Below are 19,217 nucleotides of genomic sequence, written 5' to 3' on the forward strand. Positions count from 1 at the left end.
CCCAAAATAAGTAAAAATAACTCATTGTCTCTCCGTTTTTTATTGTTTCCGCATTAACCCGATACAACCAATTTGTATCGCGCACCACTGCAGACCCCACGACCCGTTTGGGCCGCAGGTGGCTTTGTTAAATCTCCGTGCTACGTTGTACTGTCTGCCATTGTCTCGCAATGGCAACCTGAGCGTTGTTTGCTTTCAGGGCTGGTTGGCCCAGAATAAGGTCTGCGGCTTTCTCTGCGACCATAATGGTTGGCGCATTGAGGTTGCCGTTAGGGATTGTTGGGAAGATAGATGAATCCACTACATTCAGGCCATCAATACCATGTACCTGGGTGTTTGAATCCACCACGGCCATGTCATCTTCACCCATTTTGCATGAGCAGGACGGATGATAGGCACTTTCGACTGCCTGGCGTACAAAGGCATCGATTTCAGCGTCGCTCTGTACGTCTTTACCTGGCTGAATCTCGCCATCTCGGTAGACATCAAAGGCCGGTTGTTCAATGATCTCACGAGTGAGTCGGACACACGCCCGGAAGCCTTCAATATCATCCTGATGGGCCAGATAGTTAAATTGGATCTTAGGCGCCTGCGTGGGGTCTGCTGATTTAAGGGTGACCTCACCGCGACTTTTCGGTTTGTTGTGACCAATATGGACCTGGAACCCGTGTCCGTCAAACGCACTTTTACCATCGTAGCGAATGGCCGCGGGTAAAAAGTGATACTGGAGATCCGGCCACTCTACGCCTGTTTTTGAGCGGATAAAAGCACAGGATTCAAAATGGTTGGTAGCGCCAAGACCTGATTTATTCAGTAGCCAGCGTGCGCCGATCAAGCCTTTAGAGAACCAGTCCAGTTTGCCATTCAGAGTGATGGGTTGCTTACACTTATACTGGAAATAAAACTCCAGGTGATCTTGCAAGTTCTTGCCGACGCCTGGCAGGTGGTGCTTAACTTCAACACCGGCGGCCTGCAAAGCTGCCTGATCGCCGATGCCCGATAACTGCAACAAGTGAGGCGAGCCAATTGGGCCGGCACTTAAAATCACGCGGCGTTCGGCGCTTACACTGTGGATTTTACCTTTACATTGGTACTCAACACCGACCGCGCGTTTACCTTCCAGTAGCACTTTATGTACCAGTGCACCAGTTACGATTGTCAGGTTGTCACGCCCCTTTACAGGGTCAAGGTAAGCACGGCTGGCGGAGCATCGGCGGCCATCTTTCACCGTCATATGCATGGGGCCAAAGCCTTCTTGCTGCTCGCCATTGTAATCTTGTGTGGTGGCATATCCTGCCTGCGCACCAGCTTCGATAAATGCGCGATACAGCGGGTTGGCCATCTCATTACCATTGTTGGTACCCAACGGGCCGTCATTGCCACGGTAAGGGTCGTCGCCCAAGTACCAGCTTTCAGCACGCTTAAAGTAAGGCAGACAGGCTTGGTAATCCCAGCCTTGTGCACCATGCTGCTGCCATTCATCAAAATCTTTCGCGTGACCACGAACATACACCATGCCATTGATAGATGAAGAGCCGCCCAGTACTTTGCCACGTGGGCAGTGCATCACCCGGTTGTTCAGGTAAGGTTCTGGCTCAGTATGAAATTGCCAGGCGTATTTGTCGGTATTCATGGGAATAGACAGTGCCGTGGGCATCTGAATAAAGATGCTCTTGTCACTGCCACCTGTTTCTAACAGTAATACCCGATGTTGTGGATTGGCAGACAATCGGTTTGCCAGGACACAACCTGCTGAGCCAGCTCCGACAATAATGTAGTCGAATACTTTTTTCATGATCTGGCTCCTTGCTTAAAATGGGCTTTCGATTTGGCTCATACCGACATAGACAGATTTGGTTTGGGTGTAATGGTCCAGTGTTTCGATGCCATTTTCGCGGCCGATCCCAGACTGTTTATATCCCCCAACAGGCATTTCGGCAGGAGAATTACCATAGGCATTGATCCAGGTAATACCGGCTTTTAGTTGGTGGATAACACGATGTGCACGTTGAATATCACGGCTAAACACGCCAGCAGCCAGCCCTAAATGGGTGTTATTGGCGCGCTCAATTGCTTCTTGTTCGTCATCGAACACCATGACACACATCACCGGACCAAAGATCTCCTCGCGGACTATGGCCATATCCTCATGACAGTCAGTGAAGATGGTCGGTGCGACAAAGTAGCCGTTAGGTGCCGAAGCCGGGCTCAGGGCATGACCGCCAGTGAGCACAGTGGCGCCTTCTTGCTTGCCTTGTTCGATGTAATCCAGTACCAGCTGCTGATGTTTTTTCGAGATCAATGCGCCCAGGTTGACCTCGGGGTTAAGTGGATCGCCGGCGATGATATTTTGCTCTGTGCGAGTTTTAAGTTGCTCAAGGAACTGCTCATACACGCCGCGCTGTACATAAACACGAGTGCAGTTGGTGCAGATCTCACCTTGAGTGTAGAAATTGCCTAACATGGCAGCACTGATGGCCTGCTCGATATCGGCATCATCAAACACCAATAGCGGTGATTTACCGCCCAGTTCCATAGTCACGTCTTTGAGATTAGCAGCCGCACTTTGCATGACTTTTTTACCTGTGCCCACTTCACCGGTAAATGACACTTTTTCAATTTCCGGATGTAGCGTGAGCCATTGCCCAACTTCTGCAGCGCCTTGTACGACGTTAAAGACACCAGCAGGCATACCTGCCTCGATAAAAATCTCGGCCAGTTTCATTGCACCCAGCGGGGTTTCTTCAGAGGGTTTAAAGATTAGGGCATTACCTGCCGCCAGTGCCGGGCCGGATTTCCAGCAAGCAATTTGCAGTGGGTAGTTCCAGGCGCCAATGCCCGCGCAAATACCCAGTGGCTCTTTGCGGGTGTAGTAAAAATCATTGCCGACCATTTGTTGTTGTCCAACCTGCGCAGGTGCGAGACCGGCAAAGTACTCGATCACATCGGCACCGGTTTGAATGTCAACGCATTCGGCTTCTTGCCAGGGTTTGCCCGTATCCAGCACTTCAATTTTGGCAAGCGCATCATTGCGTTCACGCAACAGGGCTACCGCTTTATTCAGAATTCGACTGCGCTCAATGGGGGTCATGGCTGACCACTGCGCAAACCCGGCTTTGGCACTGTCGATGGCGGCTTCTTGAATGTGCGCATCGGCCACTTCAACGTGATAAATGACTTCGTCGGTCGCGGGGTTTTTTACCGCAAACTGCTCGCCGGTCTGGTTGGCAAGATAGCGGCCGTGAATAAAGTTCTGGTAGACAGGTGTGGACATATTAGACTCCAAATTGTTGGATGAGGGACTGGATATAGCGTTTGGCCAGATCCTGCGCGCTGTCAAACTGCGCATCATCGGCTTTATTGAGAACGGCTCTGAGCCACAGGCCGTCGATCATGGCGGCACTCAGCTCTGCGGCTTCACGCGCTTTGCCTGGGGCCATTAACTGTTTAAACGAATACAACAAATTGCTGTAAAGTCGGCGAGCATTGACGCGTTGTAAGCGATGTAATTCAGCATCGTGCATGGAATGCGCCCAAAAGCTCAACCAGGTACGAGTGGTGTCTCGCTGTTGTTGCACCACAGCAAAGTTGGCTTCGACAATAAACATCAGGCGTTGTTCAGGCGTACACCCCTGAACTGTTCGTTGTAATAAGCTGCGTTGCAGACTGCTCAGCAGATAGCGCACTGTGGCTTCTATGAGACCTTGTTTACCACCAAAGTAGTGGCTAATGATCCCCGACGACATGCCTGCTTTTTTACTGATGCTATTAATTGTGGTGGCTTGTAATCCAAGCTCTGCGACTGACTGCAAAGTCGCCTCAATCAACTGCTGGCGACGCACAGGTTCCATTCCGACTTTGGGCATATTTTTATTAATTGATCGTTCAATAAAAATAAATTTTAAGGTGAACAGAGAGGAACATCAAGGTTGATATTTTGTGAACTCTCTATTTTAAAAAAAAAGTCCAATTTAACTTTATGATATTTAATGATTTTTTGTGCCGGTAAATTCAATAAAACTATTTTTCCTGTGTGCGCTTTGTGATGATTGCTTCGGGCGCAATGGTCTATTTGGAGGCGCTTTCAGTCGATACAGGATTATGTATGAGGGATCGCTATCTCAGGACTAAACACTTTTGCGCACTATTCAGACAAGTCGTATGGTCTTGTTTTCACTTGTTATTGCTGCTTTCTGAGGGTAATTTTCTGCCGTTGAATGCACCTAGAATTGTTGCTAGGTTGAAATGCGACTGACTAAAAGGAGATTAAAAAATGATAATAATTAAGAATCTAACAGTTGCCTCGCTGATCACTTCTACGCTTTGTTTTGCATCTAATGCACTCGCACAAAATACATCCCCTCCAGCAGATGCTATAAAGCTGTTGCCCCCGCCAGCTATGAATGTGGACAAGCAATTACTCAGAGATATAAAACAGTTTGTCAAATTTGCGCATAAAGTTAAATTTTTCTACTCCAGTCAGGCAGTTGCCGATACAAACTGGGACAAATTCATTGCAGAAACGATTGTAGAAATGAGTCAGGCAAGGTCATACCAAAGGCAGGAGATTGGTTTACGAAGGCTGCGTGAGATTGCCCCGTTTATGACTGAACGCAAGCAGGAGTTGCCCACCCTGAGTGATGGTGAGCAGGTTGTTACGTGGGAGCAAATAGCCGCCAGAACACAACACTCATACACCCGGTCGCTTGTGGCTGGTGAGCTTACCGAAATGAGGATGGATCCACGTATACCTGATAGTGCTTTTTCACGGATCCGGTATGGCTGGCGCACTGTGTATTTGCCATTGTATCTTTCTCAGCACGCAAGTGAACAGGGAAGGCGGGTTGATGATTATCGCCTGTGGGATATTGGTACAGACTTCGCCAGCTTGCCTATATGTATGTCTACTATGTCAGGAATGTGGGGAGAAATTCACCATTTCTGGCCTTATTTCGAACAAGTTGATGTTAATTGGCGTCGCAGTCTAACCCCTTTACTAAAAGCATGCACTGAGGATGTCAGAACTGAGCGTATTATGGCTATCAACCGTGAGTTCAAAAAACTGCAGGATAACCACGTTTCTATAGGCTATCCCCTTTCATATCGCTCCTATAATGTTGGCAGGTACCCTTACGAGTTACGTCGGATTGAAGGGAAAACAATAGTTGTGGGTATTGATGAATCACTTAGTGGGGTAATCGAGATTGGCGATGAATTGCTGTCTATCAATGATGTTCCCTTTGAAGAGATGATAGAGCAAAGAGCAAGCTGGCTTATGCGTAGTGATCATGTGAGTGAAGCAGATGCCGTAGAGTTTTCAAAGTATGCTACTTCAGAAGATGCAGTTAAGGCTTCTTTTAAAAAACAAGATGGTGACGTGATTGATATTGCAGCAAAGCCGATGGCCTTTAAAGAATTTAAGTTTGCCCAGTACCACGAACTTGTACCTTACGATGTAGAGCCCGTAAGAGAGTTAGAGGAAGGACTGTGGAAACTCAATTTATATAATCTGACGGAGCAAAATGCAGAACAGGTGAAGTCTGAGTTATTAACTGCGCGAGGAGTGGTCATCGATTTGCGACAATATCCTAATGATCCAATTGGGTGGCGCGAAGGGCTGTCATGGTTTTTGACACAGCCAGTGAAGCACGACAAACTCCATATAAGATACCGAAAAGGCCCCGCTTTGCGAGCGACATACAAGGAAATGTTCACCCAAACGATTGACGTCTCAGAGCAGCCTTTGAATATTCCTGTCGTCGCCCTTTCATCCCGAGACAGCTTGAGTCAAACTGAACATGCACTCACTTTTGTAAAAAATGCAGGCATACCTGTGGTAGGTGTGCCTACCGCTGGCATCAATGGTGACCGTATGGTTGCGAATTACTTTGGTTCGTACATGGATGGCGGGTCCTATTTCAGCTATACAGGCTTACGTGTAGATAATGGGGATGGCTCCGTATTGATCGGGCGTGGTGTTCAGCCCGATATCTATGTCCCACGGACCATAGATTCTATTGTAGCTAACGAAGACAATCAGTTGTCTGCTGCTATTGAGTATCTCAAAGGCTTGCTGTAACACTTGTATCACCTTCACCAAGCACATCAAGTCAGTGTTATGACTTGATGTGCTGAATCATAAACTTGCTATCACTTGCTCGTCTTGCCTGTAGGGTCATAAGTTAAAATCTCAGCTCAATCGCCGATGTTTGATTTAGCCCCTCGATGACAGAAACTGATTGCGCTCGTCATGATTCACTCAAAAGTCAAAATGCTTGGCTATACTTGCCAAAGATGCTTTGTTCAGTAAACAGTATATGATTAGACTAGCTAATTCTTTGTTTTTCTTCGCGGTATTCTATAGTTCGCTGGCTGGCGCACAGGAACAAGAGGGATCGATATTTGCTATGTCGTTTGAAGAGTTACTCGACCAGGATGTGACGGTTGCGGCACGTAAAAGCGAAACCTGGCTGGCGTCATCCGGCACTGTGTATGTGATTAGTCGCTCTGATATCGAGCGTTATGGCTGGCGCGATTTAAAAGAGATCCTCGCTTCAGTGCCGAATATGGATTATTTCTATCAATGGGCCTGGTTGCCGGGCGGTCAGAGAGGCTTTACCGGCAATATGTCGGGTACTTTGATGCTCATAGATGGCCGGGAAGTACAAAATCTGCTGGCTAACGAAGCCTTCATTATGAATAACTTTCCCAGTGCCAGAATTGAGCGTGTTGAAATTTTGCAAGGGCCAAATTCAACTCTGTACGGTGGCAATGCAACCCAAGGGGTGATCAACGTAATCACTCGCCTGGAAAGTGGTGTGAATGAAGTGGCTTTACTGCTCGGTGAGGTGGGTACACGTCACGGTCACGGCTTGATTCATTTTCAACAAGGCGAGATTGAGCTGGCGGTAGCGGCCAGTTATTTTGAAAGCGATCTGGATTATCGTGAAATACGTGAGTTTATCGTCGATGATGAAGCGTTCAGTCGAAACAGCAAAGATAGGTTAAGAAACCACAACCCGGATGATTTTCGCAATCGTGAGAAAAACATTACGCTGGACAGCCGACTCAGCACCCCCTGGTTTTACTTTGGCAATAACCTCACTCGCACGACCAACGTGAGTGGCATAGAAGCGGTGGCGTTCGATTACATTACCGGCGATGATGCGTATCGCGGGTACAGTAGCTACTATCTGGGTAAGCACATGCAACCGTCTGTAAACTGGTCGGGTAATGTGGAGCTGAGTTATTTCCGGGAATACAAAGAGAAATACCGCCTGAGTGTTGATAACACTGAACAGGCAAGCCGGTATGAAGCGTTGGTGTTATATACAGAGCGCGAAGATATCGGTCCGTCGGACAGAATTCGGCTCAATACCCAATGGACCTATCAGGCCAGCGCCGATCAGGACTGGATACTGGGATATGATGGTTGGCGCACTAAAATTGGTCGTAAAATCAAATATCGGCAAACTGAAGACGGCGTAAAACTGGTCACCCCAGAATCCTGGCCGACAGACAAAGAGCGCTCGGATAAGCATGCGGTGTTTGGACAATATTCCAGGCTGTGGCACTTTGGCGAGCGCACACTTAAGGTCAATGCCGGGCTAAGATACCACCGTCAGGATTACACCAATGCCAGCTGGCTGCCGCGGATCAGTATGGTTTATCAGCCAGACCCAGATCAGGCAATCAAAGTGACCTATGGCAAGGCGTTTCGTCCGCCAACCATTTTTGAATTCGATTTGGTGGTTGATGACGAGATTGAATCGCAGAGTATGCAGATGTACGAGCTCAACTGGAGCAGCAAGTTCCGTTGGCGCGAGATTGAATTTGCCAATATTTCTGCCTTATATAGTATGCAGGCGAAGAACTTTTATCAAAAAGTTCAAGACCCGAATACCCAGATCTGGCGCACTATAGTGGCAGGAGAGCACAGAGTCTCAGGTTGGGAAAACCAATTGCGTTGGCAGGCCCGGCGCTGGCACGGACAACTGGCTCTGCGTTATGTCTCGCCAGATAAAACCCAGGTGGCAGCGCAATCCGTCAGATTGGATGTGCCCAGTCATAAGGTCAAGCTGGGGCTGGGTTACACCCTGGATCAGCACTGGCAGATCTCAGCTTTTGTTGATCATTGGGATAAAATAAAGACCGAAGCTAACCGCTTTCAACAAAGCGGCACTGAGGTCGTTACGATACCCGCCTGGACGACCTTCAATGTTAACCTGACCTATACACAAGGAGAGAGCACCCTGGGTTTGTATATCGAAAATTTGTTCGACAAAACCTATTATCATGGTAATGCCCGGGGTGTCTCTCCTGTGAAGTATATTCAGGCGCCCCGAAATCTGCGCCTGAGCTGGTCATATCGATTTTAGCGGGTAACGAAACCACCGTTGACAAATAAAGTCTGGCCGGTGATCCAGCGTGCTTCTTCACTGACCAGAAAATCAATCATGGGCACCACATCGTCGACGTTACCCAAGCGATTCAGGACACTGGCTGCGCTCAGATAGGCCACGGATTGCGCATTTTCTTCGCCATGAAAAAATGCGGTATCTATCGGGCCTGGTGCCACGACGTTGACAGTGACACCACGACTGCCAATTTCTTTTGCCAATGCCCGGGTAAAGTCTTCCAGCGGCGCTTTGGCACCAGCATAAGCACCGTACAAGCCAGTAAACGCTCCGAGTAAAGAGGTACCCATATTGATAATGCGACCCTGATCTTGAATATGTTGTGCTGCGTGCTTCATCATAAGGAATGGGGCTTTGGTATTGATGGCAAATAGCTGGTCGTATTCTTGTTCTGAGATATCCGCAATGGCTTTTTTCAGCACTTTACCGGCATTGTTGATCACAATATCTACCCGGCCGAAGGCTTCCAACGTTTGACTGTAGAGCGACTGAACCTGGTTTTCCTGGCTCAGATCGCCCTGAACCACAAGTGCTTGCCTGCCAATCTGAGTGATCTCGGCTGCGGTCTGCTGTGCGTCACTCAGCGATGTATCACTATGATAATGCACCACAACATTCGCGCCTCGCTCGGCCAGTGAAATAGCAAAGGCACGGCCCATATTACGCGCTGAGCCAGTGATAATGGCGACTTTGTCAGTCAAATCAAAAAGCGTGCTTGAGGTGGACATAATACTTACTCCTGTTGGATTAGTTGACGAAAGTAAGCTTAGTCGCTTGCGTTTATTTCAGGTATCCCATAAATTTTCATTTATTAATTGCGAAAAATGCAAAAAGTAATGAATGCAAATGAACTGACATTTCTCAAGGTCATTGAAGCCGGCAGTTTGAAAGGCGCTGCCGAGCAATTGAACACAGACCCTTCTTCGGTGAGTCGCAAGGTGGCGGCATTAGAGCAGCACCTGGGTGTTAAACTGATTAACCGCTCTACGGTTCGATCCCAGCCGACTGAAGCCGGATTGGTTTATTTTCAGGGGCTAAAACATATTTCGGAGCAGCAGATAGAGTTAGAAAATCGTCTGCGAGGTTTGCAGGATCAGCCTGGCGGAACTTTGACCATTGCTGCACCAGTCGATTTTGGTAATCAATTTGTCGTGCCTGTACTCAGTCAGATGCAGGCGGCTTACGACAACCTCAAGGTCGAATTGCGGCTGGGGAGCCATTTCGAAGACCTGACCGAAAATGGCATCGATGTGGCGGTGCGTATTGGTGTGTTGCCCGATTCAGGGTTGATCTGTCGAGGGCTGGGTACTGCTGAGCGGGTATTGGTTGCCAGTCCGGATTACCTCACCCAAGTGGGCGAAATGAATGACCCTTCGATGCTTGAGCGATGTCAGTTTGTGTTTTATTCCCGTGCTCAGGGCAACGCTCGGGTGAAAGTTCTGCAAGGCACAAAAGCAACCCAAGTTAAAGTGTCAGGGGGGTTTACAGTGAACAGCGTATCTGCTGTCAGGCAGCTTGTACTGGCAGGCAAGGGGGTGCATCTGGGACCAAGGTGGGCATTCAAAGAAGCGCTGAACAGTGGCAAGTTGGTGGCCTTGTTACCCGATTATCAGCTCGAGGGGTTTCCTGTCCATGCTGTTTATCGACCCGGGGGGTATGTCCCGGCCAAGATCCGATGTTTTATTGATCTGATGAGTGAGCATTGTAAGCGGGCGCTTTAAACGCCGAGTGAAAAACAGTCATTGAAGCAACCTCCCGGAGTCAGTCAGCAATATTCTTCATTTTATTCTGTCAGGCATTTGGTGTTTAATGATTGACCTACACCACGATAAGGAGCATTTGGTTGCTATTATGAGTCATCTTCAGCTTTACTATTTTCCACTGTCCGGGCACAGCCATAAAGTGCTCACACTTGCGTCAATGCTGGATCTGAGCATAGAGACTGTGACCGTTGATATAAAATCCGGTGAGCACTTGTCTGAGTCGTTTGTGCACCTCAATCCGGCTGCCAGGATACCTGTTTTGGTTGATGGAGACACGGTTATCACCGACTCTCATGCAATTTTGTTTTATCTTGCCCAGCAATACGACCCTGCAAGAGTCTGGTATCCTACCGATCTGGCGACTCAGGTTGAGATCCAGCGATGGTTTGCCCTATCTGCCGGTGAATTGTGTACCGGCCCCGTGGCACTACGCGGGATCCGGGTGCTTGGGAAGCCCGGCAATGAGGCGCATGCGATGCAGCAGACGCTAAGGTTATTTTCACTGTTAAGCACCCAGCTTGAGCAAAGCCCCTGGCTTGCCGGAGTGACCCCAACTTTGGCTGACATTGCCTTGTACAGTTATACTGCGCTGATTGCCAGACTGGAGCCGAGCTTACGTGATTATCCGCGCGTACTTGACTGGCTGGCGCGCTTTGAGCAGTTACCCGGATACCGGGCACTGCCTGCAAAATAATCATAGCCTTGGTTAAGATACACAGCTGATTTCGTCAATGTGCCGGTCACAGAGAATGGCGCGTTGGCGCAACACCTGACAGCAACCAGGCTTGTCTTGCGGTCGCTGCGCCAAATTCAATCAGCCCTGTGCTCTGCAGTGCAGTGTGCTGATAACCCAATTCAGTCAGGCTCAGCTGCAGATAGTACGCAAAAAAGCGCATATAAAAGTGTTGTGATCCCATATTATCGAATAAATGATAAATGGTTTGCAGTACTTCAGGGTCGCCATTGAGCGTGTTGTGTCCATTCAGCTTGTGCATACCTGTTATCAGATTGTTCAGATCTGCCTTGAGATCCGGGTGCATTTGCATCATTCGGCCAAGCGTCGGACCGGGTTTACTGCGCCAGTCTCGTTCTTTATGTGCGCTGTCATATTGTTTGAGTTGTTTCAATCGTGTGGTTGCAAGTTCAATAAGAGTAGCGGCCTTTGACTCGTCAGCACTAAGGTAGTGTGCAAAGGCCGGTGAATAAAAAGCCTTTCTTAATAATGGGTTGGCCCGGCAGCTAGGCATCTGGAGGTGACGAGGCATAGCCGCTGCCAGTGCTTCCGACAACCGGGTCGGGTTCGCGTCTGCCAGTGTGGGCAGTAAGTCACGAAATACATCACGAGGGATGGTGAGTGTCAGGGTGGCCTGAATATCTTGCTGCCCTTTGAGCTTGCGATAGAGTTGCCCGGCAAGGGTATCGACTTCGCCGGGTGGAATGAGTCCCCAGATAGCTAACTCATCAGCCAGCTGGCAGGCAGCGTGTTCGTCCAGGTTTTCCTGACGTGTGCTATGTGCCAGGGTCAGCGTTAGGTCAAAGTCCTGCATTGACACCAGAGCCGGGGCTTTAAAGGTCGGCATAGCCGCTTCAAAGTCGATATAAAACTGGCGTTTCTCTTCGCCCGTCTGGTCCTGATAACATCGCAGGCCTTGCCCGGACAGCTTGATTTCACCATGCACATTTTCCTCGGTGATAACCTGAAACTTAGTATCTTCTCGGCTCATCATCTGCCAGGAAAAGACATTGAAGTGGACACCCCAGGTGTGATGTTGCTGTGTTATTCGCTGATTGAAAAACTGCTCAACATTCACCTGTTTCAGGTGTGTGTCCAGTTGACTCATCAGTGTGCCGGCGACTGTGGCTTCATGCAATGTCGGTGTGAGTGCGTCGTCGCACACTGTCAGGTGCAAAAGTGCCTGATGCATCTGCACGCGATGGTAATGGTAGTAGAAGCTTAGCTCAACACCTGATTGAGCGGCTGTGCAGATCGAGGTTTCCAGGCTCTGCTGAATTTCTTTGATACGCGGTTTTAGTTCTTCGAGTTTGTCCAGCCCAAGTCGTTTTAAGAGCGCTGTCGCAACGGGGAGCAGTTGATCTGGCAGGGCATTTGGAGGCAAATGGGCTGTCAGTGCCTCAATCTCCTCCTCAGAGCGCTGAAAGATAGCCTCTAAGATAGCCGTGTATGCGACCTGAAACGCCTCTCGGTTACGCAGTTTTGCAGTAATATTGGTATTTACTGTGCCTTGTGTGCTGTTTGAGGTCGATTTGACATAGCTAAGGCGCAGTATATGAGGTGTGTCGACAGGCCGGAAAAATATCACCTGATAACCTCCCTCGATGGAGACCTCAAGGTCGGCGTTCAGACTGGCATTGAACGACAGATCCAGTAGCTCTCCTTGTGCAAGCCAGCGGCTGATCAGATGAAAGTTTCGACACAGCAACTCACTCCACTTTATGGAAGTTTGGACCGTCAATGTACCCTGCGTATCAAGCGCGAGAGACTCGCCGGGCTTGAGCGCTTTGACGTCCTCGCGGGAATAAATGCAAGGCAGGGTGGTCAATTGCGTTGTGAGTGTGTCCGCGATGATGTTACCGGGGCGGGCGCTGAGGCAAGCTGTTAGTTGCATATGCGCACTGGCCTGGCCCGATATGTTATTTGCTTGCTGACTGGGTTGTATTGTGGTGCCGCTAAGTGACGCTGACAGTTCATAATTGAGCCAAAAGGTTTGGGGCTCAGCGCTGGTTTGGGTTGTTGAGTACGTAGTCTGAGAGGTTGTCTGACTTGCCGGTGTTTGACTGTGCTCCGGGTGATCCAGCAGCGTCACGGTCAGTGCACCACTTGCAATGGCATGCCCACCCGGCACATCAAAGGGTGTGCTGTCGGTGAACTGGTTGTGTAGCAAACGAGCGGGCCCGCTGTAGTCTTTAAATGAATGACTCAGGCGCTGTAATCGTTGTGATTGATTGTATTGCACATGTATTGGCATGCCTTACTCCCTCAAGATAAGAAACAATGCTGGTAGTGAGTATTTACATTGTTTTGTTGGTGCTTTAGGTGCAAGCTTCCTACCCTAAGGGATCATGCTCAAGAGCGCAACTCAACCGGGTGGTAATTCAAACCACAGCGCCTCAAGTGGGGCTGTTGCAGTTAGCTCAATAGACTCTTCTTCTGTGAGACCCGCTGCATCACCTGCACTAAGGTGTGTTTGCAAGGTTTGAGCCGCGCCTTTAATGAGGTGCAGGTAGCCCCAGCGCCCTGGTGCGTTCAGGATTACAGTCTCACCAGCAGATAACTTCAAACGATAGAGCCTGGCATCCTGATGAATGACCAGTGAATCGCTCTGCCCGTCCGGGGTCACAAGTGGCGTAAGGGGCCCTTTTTGGTGGATCGTAGCCTGTGCGTAGCTGGGGTTGAGCCCTTTTTTGCCAGGTCGGATCCAGATCTGTAAAAAGCGGGTTGGCTCAGTTGCAAAATAGTTGTACTCGGAATGGGTGATCCCGGTACCGGCGCTCATCAGCTGAATATCTCCGGCCGGAATAACGTGATGATTGCCCTTACTGCCTTTGTGTTCCAGCGCTCCTTGCATAACATAAGAAATGATCTCCATATCCCGGTGGCCATGGGTATCGAACCCCATACCCGGGGCCACAGTATCGTCATTGATAACGCGTAACATGGAAAACCCCATATGTTTTGGGTCGTAATAATGACCAAATGAAAAAGTATGCAGGCTTTGCAGCCAGCCCAGGTTTACCTGACCCCGCTCTGAGCCCCGACGAAGTAATGGCATAATGATGACGCTCCTAAACTGTGATAGCCCCACTTTACGGATTCTGTATAGAGAACAAAATGTGCGAATTTCGTATTTATCATTCTGTAAAAAAGAATGGTTACCTGGCTTTGCAGAGCACGCGCTTTTACGCCTGTATGCTAGAGTTATACAGTCGAAAGTAGATTGCTAATCCAGTTTCAGGGAATGTTATGTCGTTTTTAAATCAGTTTATTCCATCGCCTGTGATTGCCGTTGCATCGGCTTACCAAACACACCTTGGCGGCATCGATGTGTTCATCTGTTTTGCGCAAATTGACGATGACAATCAACTCCTGCTTCAGCTCAGGGAAAGCTATGCATTGCAGGTAGGAGATTTGGTCACGGTACACCTGGATAATCGCACCGGTGTTAGTGAATATGACGCTGAGCTGAGTGTTTATCGTTTGTCTTATAAAGGCCGGGTAACTGCACTGAACGAGACAGAGGTAACCATTTCGCCAATTGAGTATCAGGTATATTACGGGATTTCAGTGGAACTGGAATACCGTGCGCCGGGGTATGAGTTTCCTGACGATCCGCGTGTGCAAGCCCCTTTGCCATGCACGCCGTTAACGACAACCCCTGTGATGGATGATGAGGAACACGATAATAAAGTCGGGGTGTTGATCACTAAGGCGCAATCACAACCGCACACCACTGTGATGGCGTTTTTATCCAGCACCTATGATGATGTCTTTTTTATCACCCTGCCACAAACCTTTAAGTCCAGCCTGATGAAGCGCGATAATCAGTGCTATTTTGCCATCGACAATCGTGCCAGCTTTACCTTTGAAAACTATGTGGAGTGGAATTACTCCATTATCGCAGGAAAGGTGCACCAGATAGCAAGTGACAGCGCCTTGTTCAATGAAGTGAGAGAATTGTTCATCTCTAAAAACCCCTGGGAAGTGGGGTTTTTTAGTCACCCGGACATTGAGATGTATCACCTGAAAGCTGAAAAGGTGGTGTGTCCTAAGCGTTGAATGAAATGCTATGAAAAATAGCTAAAAAATAAATCATAGATAGAGAGGGTTTCGCAATCAGCCATCCTTATTTGGATGGCTGAAAGTTTATAATAAACTCACCTTAGATGGTGCCTCGACATCCATCAACACCGCATGTGAACTCCAGGCAATGTGTTAAGCCGATTTCACTGTTGTTTATAGGACAGCCAGTGGTTCTGACTCTTGCACCCGCAACATTTGGTGTCATATTAAATGGCAGATTTGAGTTGTCAGCTGACAAAGTCTTCATTTTCTTTTTGTTTAACTTTAATTTCATGTTTGCTTCCTTGTTTGTTAAAACTGTGTATGCAAATTGTTTGCATTGGCAATTTAACTCAACCATCTAATGAGTGCAAGGCTTGTTGGGATGTTTTTCGGGACATTTTTGTTTAAGGCGGCTCTTTGGTTTGCGTATTGCTCGGCACTCCAATCGCCCGCAATCTGATACCTGCTCAAGGCCTACATGACGGGGAAAGTTGTTGTGACCATGTGGAGTGCTTTCTTATTCTGGCTGGTGTTTGGGTATTTCGAATAGCCATTTCAGGTGTCTTACGATAAAGCACAAATCTGACCCTCTTCATCCATCATCCCGGGTTCGACACGGGCTCTTGATCTGGATGAACCGGTTGATGGCGTTTTGCGTGGCATTACAGGCGTCTTTCCCTCTTCATAATAACGGCCCATAATCACGGTCGTACAGTCAAAGTAACGCCTAAGCCACAATCAAGCGTGATAGGAGTGCCGATGGGCGCTGACTCAGAGGTTATCTCGCTGACAGAAAAACGCTCTGTGTCCGTGTTTTGCTCATAAGCGCTGCAGGCATAAATAACGTACCAGTTTGCGCCTTCATGCCATAGTGCAGAGATAGTCGCCTGGAATGTTCGCTGTCCAACTTTGCCGCTGAATGTCGCCGCCTCTTCTGATAACGACAATTTGCCGCCTGGCCATTCAACGATCTTGGGTGGCGGTGATACACATGCCATTAAAGACAAAAAGAGTGGTATCAGCCAGCAAAATTGTGGCTTGATTATCGGCATGATTGGTCTCTTTGTTTGCACAAGTTCCGGTTAAGATGACACAGATAAACGTGCTTTTCCAGCTCAGAAATAAGGCGGGTTTTAGAGCCTGTTGTTAAGCAAAAAAGACTATGTTAATAGTTTTGAAATGGGCTGTTTTATCATCAGTTAGAATAACCATTGCTCAGCCTTCATAGGGCTCTCGTAACCATTCATCACTTTTCCATAAGCGATTTTATCCAATACTTATAATAACTTGCAGCCCATCAAAGCAAAGCAACAAAATGGGTGGCCGGATATGGAACAGCAATTTAAAGATCGCAGAGCAGAACTTTTGGTACAAAAAATGCGCCGTACCGAGCGCTTTATGCGTCATCAGCAGCTCGAAAAGACAGCGGTGTCATTTGGTGATGAGCAACTCGAATTTATTGAGCATGCAATGGTAGATGGACTGAACGAAGACACCATACGCACGATTGAATTTCATCGTCGTTGTCTGGCGGCGGGGATAGACAATGGTCGTCACTACTGGTGCTTTAAGCAAGGCGAACAGCTGATTGGCATGTCCGGTTATCATTATCGCTTATGGGACCCAAAAAGCATTGTCTGGGGTGGCTGGTTTGTGGCCGATCAGGATGTCTCACCTCTGGTAAAAATGGCAATGCTGCTCGATACCTTAAAGGTCTTGTTGGAAGAAACCAACTATGAGGAGCTGTATATTGAGGTGTTTGCCGACACCACGCAGTCCAATATTCTCAATATCTATCATTCTTTACAGTTTACCTCTTTGGGTCGATTCGAAAGCTTCTATGGTCCGCAACAGGATATGGTGGTGATGAAGCTGGAGTTGGCTGAAGTAAGAGCTTTATGGCTTAACACCACACGTCCACTTGAACGGGTTCAGTAGCATGCTCCTGTTATATGTGGAGTCTGGCGCGGGGTCACGAGCACTGGCAGAGGCTCTGGCGAGCGGTTTTCGTAAACAAGGCAAAACCGTTGAGCTGATGTCAGTGTCCGATCTTTTGCCACAGTGGCTGTCCGACTTACTGTTTGGTCAGTATTACCAGTGGTGCATGTCGGGTAAGCAACATCACAGTAAGTTATATGCAAGCCGCTGGTTTTACCCGTTTCTCTACCGACTGTTACCGCTGTGGCTGGCGCTTAAAGGCAATGACAAGCTGCAAGAAGCGAAGGCGGTGCTGCGTCGCCATAACCAAGTGGTCGCCTGTAGTTATTACGGTGCATTTTTCGCGCGTTATTTTGCCAGACTGGCTGGGCATAAGGTCGAAGTCAGTGGTGTGCTGGGTGATTATCAAATCTCTAATGGCTGGCGGACGCCGTTAACTCAATTGTTTGTTTCTCATCAGTACAGTCATCCTGTGCTGGACTGGCATCGCGCCAGAGGGACCGACATATTGCCGCTGGGGATCCCGACAGAGGTAGCTCAGGACTTAACGGTGACAGGCAAAGATACCGCGAAGAAAAGCGAGGCTGTTCTGAACATTTTACTCTGTGGCGGTGGCTGGGGGTTGGGCATTTCGGCTTCAACAGTGGCGTTGTTATTGGCTCAGAATCCATCTGGTACGGTAACGGTCATTTGCGGCCAGAACGAGACTTTACAACAGCAACTACGGGCTCGTTTTGAACAAGAAATAGCCCAACATCAGTTGCAACTGGCCGGGTTTGTGTCGGATATGCAGCCTTACTACGCCCAGGCGGACATCATAATTACGAAAGCTGGTGGTCTGACCCTGACCGAAGCGGCCCTGGCCAATACCTGCCTGATCATTCATGGCGCTTTACCCGGGCAAGAGCAACACAATCGAGCGGTGTTTGTCGCTCAGGGCGCGGCACTAAACGCGTGCAATGATCAGCAGCTCAGTGACTTGCTCAGTCAGATACAGACATCGGCATCACTGCGCAGCCAGACCATTATGAAGGCTGCCACTTTAGTCAATGCCAATGCATCAAACCAGATTTGTCATCATTTACTCGCAAGTAGCAAATAATATTGTAGGAGTCGATTATGTGGACTAAGAAAGCCACGCAACTGGCGGTCAGCGAATTACCGCAGGCACATCAGAATTTTATGGCCAGAAACCCTGGGTTTACCGCCCATCATCAGGCCAGCACCGAGCGAGTGGCTAACGCCCTCAGACGCTATGCAGCGAGCGGAAAAATCGAAGCAGATAACATCTGTAAGCTGGTCATTAAAATGACCAGCAGTTGTAATTTGCGCTGTGAACAGTGCTTTCAGTGGCGTGAAACAGGCTTTCACCATGGCCTGGATCCCACGGCCATCCCTTATGAGCAGAGCGGTCATTTGTTTGATTTTGTTGAGCGTCAGCGCTGCGACATCATACTGACCGGGGGAGAGCCCACTTTACACCCTGATTTTCCTAAGTTTCTCAGCCGCCTGGCTGAAGCCGGATGCTTTATTTATATCTGTACGAATGGCCTGATGATTAAGCGCCACTTTGAGGTATTGAGTAAGTATCACGATCAGCTGGCCTTTTTGATTTCCATCGACGGACCGAAAGACATCCATGACTCGATCCGGGGTAAAGGCACCTACAACAAAACCATGGCCGGTATTAAGTTACTGGCTGACGGTAAAAAAGAGGGCAAGCAGTGGCTGATCGGGGTAGAGAATACCATGATGGCCAAAAACCTGGACCGGGCGACCGAGTTACTTAATGAATGCGAACAGGCCGGTGTTGACTGGATGATCTACAACCACCTGTGGGTCGTGGACATGATGGCGCGCAGCGAATACCACCGCTTTTGTGAAGACTTCGACACTGTGCCTAACTCCTATACCGGGTTTGATATGGGGGATTTTCGCCCGGATTACATTGAACACGTCATAGACACCATAGACACATTGCGTGCCTATCCTTCACAGATCCCCGTGTTGTTCGGGCCGGATTATGATGCGGATGAAATCCGTCAGTACTATCGCGGCAAAATGCCAGCACGGCCACATTATCTCAAAATGGGTGTGAAACTGGATGTTGATATTGGTGGCAAGCTGGTGATGACTAAGCAGTTCCCTGATCTGGTATTTGGTAATGTGCTCGATACTCCAATTGAGGAGCTCATTGCTTCTGAGCCATACCAGCGTGCTGCTAAGACGATGCGTGAGCAAAGCCTAAAGGTGCTCAATGCGTGTCCCGATGCGCATAACTTTTTGCTCTAGGGGTGC

The 19,217-nt window shown here is 48.7% G+C and carries 16 protein-coding genes; 8 read left to right on the forward strand and 8 right to left on the reverse strand.

Annotation, left to right across the window (positions count from 1 at the left end):
• Nucleotides 1-127: 127 nt before the first annotated feature.
• From betA to betI, 3 genes are read right to left on the reverse strand one after another with little or no spacing between them, the layout of a single operon-like run.
• Nucleotides 128-1,795, reverse strand: a complete 1,668-nt coding sequence (betA, locus tag QNM19_RS02615; protein ID WP_049864404.1) for a choline dehydrogenase — start codon at nt 1,793-1,795, stop codon at nt 128-130.
• A gap of 15 nt (nt 1,796-1,810) precedes the next feature.
• Complete coding sequence (betB, locus tag QNM19_RS02620) at nt 1,811-3,274, reverse strand: betaine-aldehyde dehydrogenase (RefSeq protein WP_284026281.1); 1,464 nt, start codon at nt 3,272-3,274, stop codon at nt 1,811-1,813.
• 1 nt (nt 3,275) lies between these two features.
• Nucleotides 3,276-3,866 carry a transcriptional regulator BetI gene (betI, locus tag QNM19_RS02625; protein WP_284026282.1) on the reverse strand — a complete coding sequence of 197 codons (591 nt, stop codon included), beginning with the start codon at nt 3,864-3,866 and terminating at the stop codon, nt 3,276-3,278.
• A gap of 407 nt (nt 3,867-4,273) precedes the next feature.
• Here betI and QNM19_RS02630 point away from each other — a divergent pair, with 407 nt between their 5' ends.
• Nucleotides 4,274-6,079 (forward strand): S41 family peptidase, encoded by a 1,806-nt coding sequence (locus tag QNM19_RS02630; protein WP_284026283.1) that lies wholly within the window; start codon nt 4,274-4,276, stop codon nt 6,077-6,079.
• A gap of 238 nt (nt 6,080-6,317) precedes the next feature.
• Complete coding sequence (locus tag QNM19_RS02635) at nt 6,318-8,378, forward strand: TonB-dependent receptor plug domain-containing protein (protein ID WP_156202265.1); 2,061 nt, start codon at nt 6,318-6,320, stop codon at nt 8,376-8,378.
• On the opposite strand, the gene QNM19_RS02640 is transcribed toward QNM19_RS02635, so the two are convergent.
• Nucleotides 8,375-9,145, reverse strand: a complete 771-nt coding sequence (locus QNM19_RS02640; RefSeq protein ID WP_049864407.1) for an SDR family oxidoreductase — start codon at nt 9,143-9,145, stop codon at nt 8,375-8,377. The two genes, QNM19_RS02635 and QNM19_RS02640, sit on opposite strands and share 4 nt — an antisense overlap.
• A gap of 108 nt (nt 9,146-9,253) precedes the next feature.
• Here QNM19_RS02640 and QNM19_RS02645 point away from each other — a divergent pair, with 108 nt between their 5' ends.
• Together QNM19_RS02645 and QNM19_RS02650 are read left to right on the forward strand one after the other, a co-directional pair.
• Complete coding sequence (locus tag QNM19_RS02645) at nt 9,254-10,138, forward strand: LysR family transcriptional regulator (RefSeq protein WP_197094283.1); 885 nt, start codon at nt 9,254-9,256, stop codon at nt 10,136-10,138.
• A gap of 88 nt (nt 10,139-10,226) precedes the next feature.
• Entirely contained in the window at nt 10,227-10,874 is a 648-nt protein-coding gene (locus QNM19_RS02650; protein WP_049864409.1) for a glutathione S-transferase family protein, read from the forward strand.
• 46 nt (nt 10,875-10,920) lie between these two features.
• Here the strand turns inward: QNM19_RS02650 and QNM19_RS02655 are convergent, their stop codons facing one another.
• Nucleotides 10,921-13,167, reverse strand: a complete 2,247-nt coding sequence (locus tag QNM19_RS02655; protein ID WP_049864410.1) for a hypothetical protein — start codon at nt 13,165-13,167, stop codon at nt 10,921-10,923.
• Between the two features lie 111 nt (nt 13,168-13,278).
• Nucleotides 13,279-13,971, reverse strand: coding sequence for a pirin family protein (locus QNM19_RS02660; protein ID WP_284026284.1), 693 nt, complete (start codon nt 13,969-13,971; stop codon nt 13,279-13,281).
• A gap of 191 nt (nt 13,972-14,162) precedes the next feature.
• Here QNM19_RS02660 and QNM19_RS02665 point away from each other — a divergent pair, with 191 nt between their 5' ends.
• Nucleotides 14,163-14,975, forward strand: a complete 813-nt coding sequence (locus QNM19_RS02665; protein ID WP_284026285.1) for a pyridoxamine 5'-phosphate oxidase family protein — start codon at nt 14,163-14,165, stop codon at nt 14,973-14,975.
• A 103-nt stretch (nt 14,976-15,078) separates the two neighbouring features.
• Here QNM19_RS02665 and QNM19_RS02670 read toward each other — a convergent pair whose 3' ends face one another.
• Both QNM19_RS02670 and QNM19_RS02675 read right to left on the reverse strand, forming a co-directional pair.
• Nucleotides 15,079-15,273, reverse strand: a complete 195-nt coding sequence (locus QNM19_RS02670; protein WP_082225551.1) for a hypothetical protein — start codon at nt 15,271-15,273, stop codon at nt 15,079-15,081.
• Between the two features lie 409 nt (nt 15,274-15,682).
• On the reverse strand, nt 15,683-16,033 hold the full coding sequence (locus QNM19_RS02675; RefSeq protein ID WP_049865834.1) for a hypothetical protein: 351 nt from the start codon (nt 16,031-16,033) through the stop codon (nt 15,683-15,685).
• 277 nt (nt 16,034-16,310) lie between these two features.
• Between QNM19_RS02675 and QNM19_RS02680 the strand changes: the two genes are divergently transcribed.
• The 3 genes from QNM19_RS02680 to QNM19_RS02690 are packed head-to-tail and all read left to right on the forward strand — an operon-like array spanning nt 16,311 to nt 19,211.
• Nucleotides 16,311-16,919: a hypothetical protein gene (locus QNM19_RS02680; RefSeq protein ID WP_284026286.1), complete on the forward strand. Its 609-nt coding sequence runs from the start codon at nt 16,311-16,313 to the stop codon at nt 16,917-16,919.
• A 1-nt stretch (nt 16,920) separates the two neighbouring features.
• Complete coding sequence (locus tag QNM19_RS02685; protein WP_049865835.1) at nt 16,921-18,021, forward strand: glycosyltransferase; 1,101 nt, start codon at nt 16,921-16,923, stop codon at nt 18,019-18,021.
• 17 nt (nt 18,022-18,038) lie between these two features.
• On the forward strand, nt 18,039-19,211 hold the full coding sequence (locus QNM19_RS02690; RefSeq protein WP_049865836.1) for a radical SAM protein: 1,173 nt from the start codon (nt 18,039-18,041) through the stop codon (nt 19,209-19,211).
• Nucleotides 19,212-19,217: the final 6 nt, after the last annotated feature.

This window comes from Pseudoalteromonas ardens (assembly GCF_030125445.1).
GTDB lineage: Bacteria > Pseudomonadota > Gammaproteobacteria > Enterobacterales > Alteromonadaceae > Pseudoalteromonas > Pseudoalteromonas ardens.

Bases quoted from the DNA above. Each gene is read 5' to 3' on its own strand.
- betA (WP_049864404.1), bottom strand. From the start codon at position 1,795: ATGAAAAAAGTATTCGACTACATTATTGTCGGAGCTGGCTCAGCAGGT.
- QNM19_RS02685 (WP_049865835.1), top strand. From the start codon at position 16,921: ATGCTCCTGTTATATGTGGAGTCTGGCGCGGGGTCACGAGCACTGGCA.
- QNM19_RS02645 (WP_197094283.1), top strand. From the start codon at position 9,254: ATGAATGCAAATGAACTGACATTTCTCAAGGTCATTGAAGCCGGCAGT.
- QNM19_RS02660 (WP_284026284.1), bottom strand. From the start codon at position 13,971: ATGCCATTACTTCGTCGGGGCTCAGAGCGGGGTCAGGTAAACCTGGGC.
- QNM19_RS02675 (WP_049865834.1), bottom strand. From the start codon at position 16,033: ATGCCGATAATCAAGCCACAATTTTGCTGGCTGATACCACTCTTTTTG.
- QNM19_RS02680 (WP_284026286.1), top strand. From the start codon at position 16,311: ATGGAACAGCAATTTAAAGATCGCAGAGCAGAACTTTTGGTACAAAAA.
- QNM19_RS02640 (WP_049864407.1), bottom strand. From the start codon at position 9,145: ATGTCCACCTCAAGCACGCTTTTTGATTTGACTGACAAAGTCGCCATT.
- QNM19_RS02665 (WP_284026285.1), top strand. From the start codon at position 14,163: ATGTCGTTTTTAAATCAGTTTATTCCATCGCCTGTGATTGCCGTTGCA.
- QNM19_RS02690 (WP_049865836.1), top strand. From the start codon at position 18,039: ATGTGGACTAAGAAAGCCACGCAACTGGCGGTCAGCGAATTACCGCAG.
- betB (WP_284026281.1), bottom strand. From the start codon at position 3,274: ATGTCCACACCTGTCTACCAGAACTTTATTCACGGCCGCTATCTTGCC.
- QNM19_RS02635 (WP_156202265.1), top strand. From the start codon at position 6,318: ATGATTAGACTAGCTAATTCTTTGTTTTTCTTCGCGGTATTCTATAGT.
- QNM19_RS02655 (WP_049864410.1), bottom strand. From the start codon at position 13,167: ATGCCAATACATGTGCAATACAATCAATCACAACGATTACAGCGCCTG.
- QNM19_RS02630 (WP_284026283.1), top strand. From the start codon at position 4,274: ATGATAATAATTAAGAATCTAACAGTTGCCTCGCTGATCACTTCTACG.
- QNM19_RS02670 (WP_082225551.1), bottom strand. From the start codon at position 15,273: ATGAAATTAAAGTTAAACAAAAAGAAAATGAAGACTTTGTCAGCTGAC.
- QNM19_RS02650 (WP_049864409.1), top strand. From the start codon at position 10,227: ATGATTGACCTACACCACGATAAGGAGCATTTGGTTGCTATTATGAGT.
- betI (WP_284026282.1), bottom strand. From the start codon at position 3,866: ATGCCCAAAGTCGGAATGGAACCTGTGCGTCGCCAGCAGTTGATTGAG.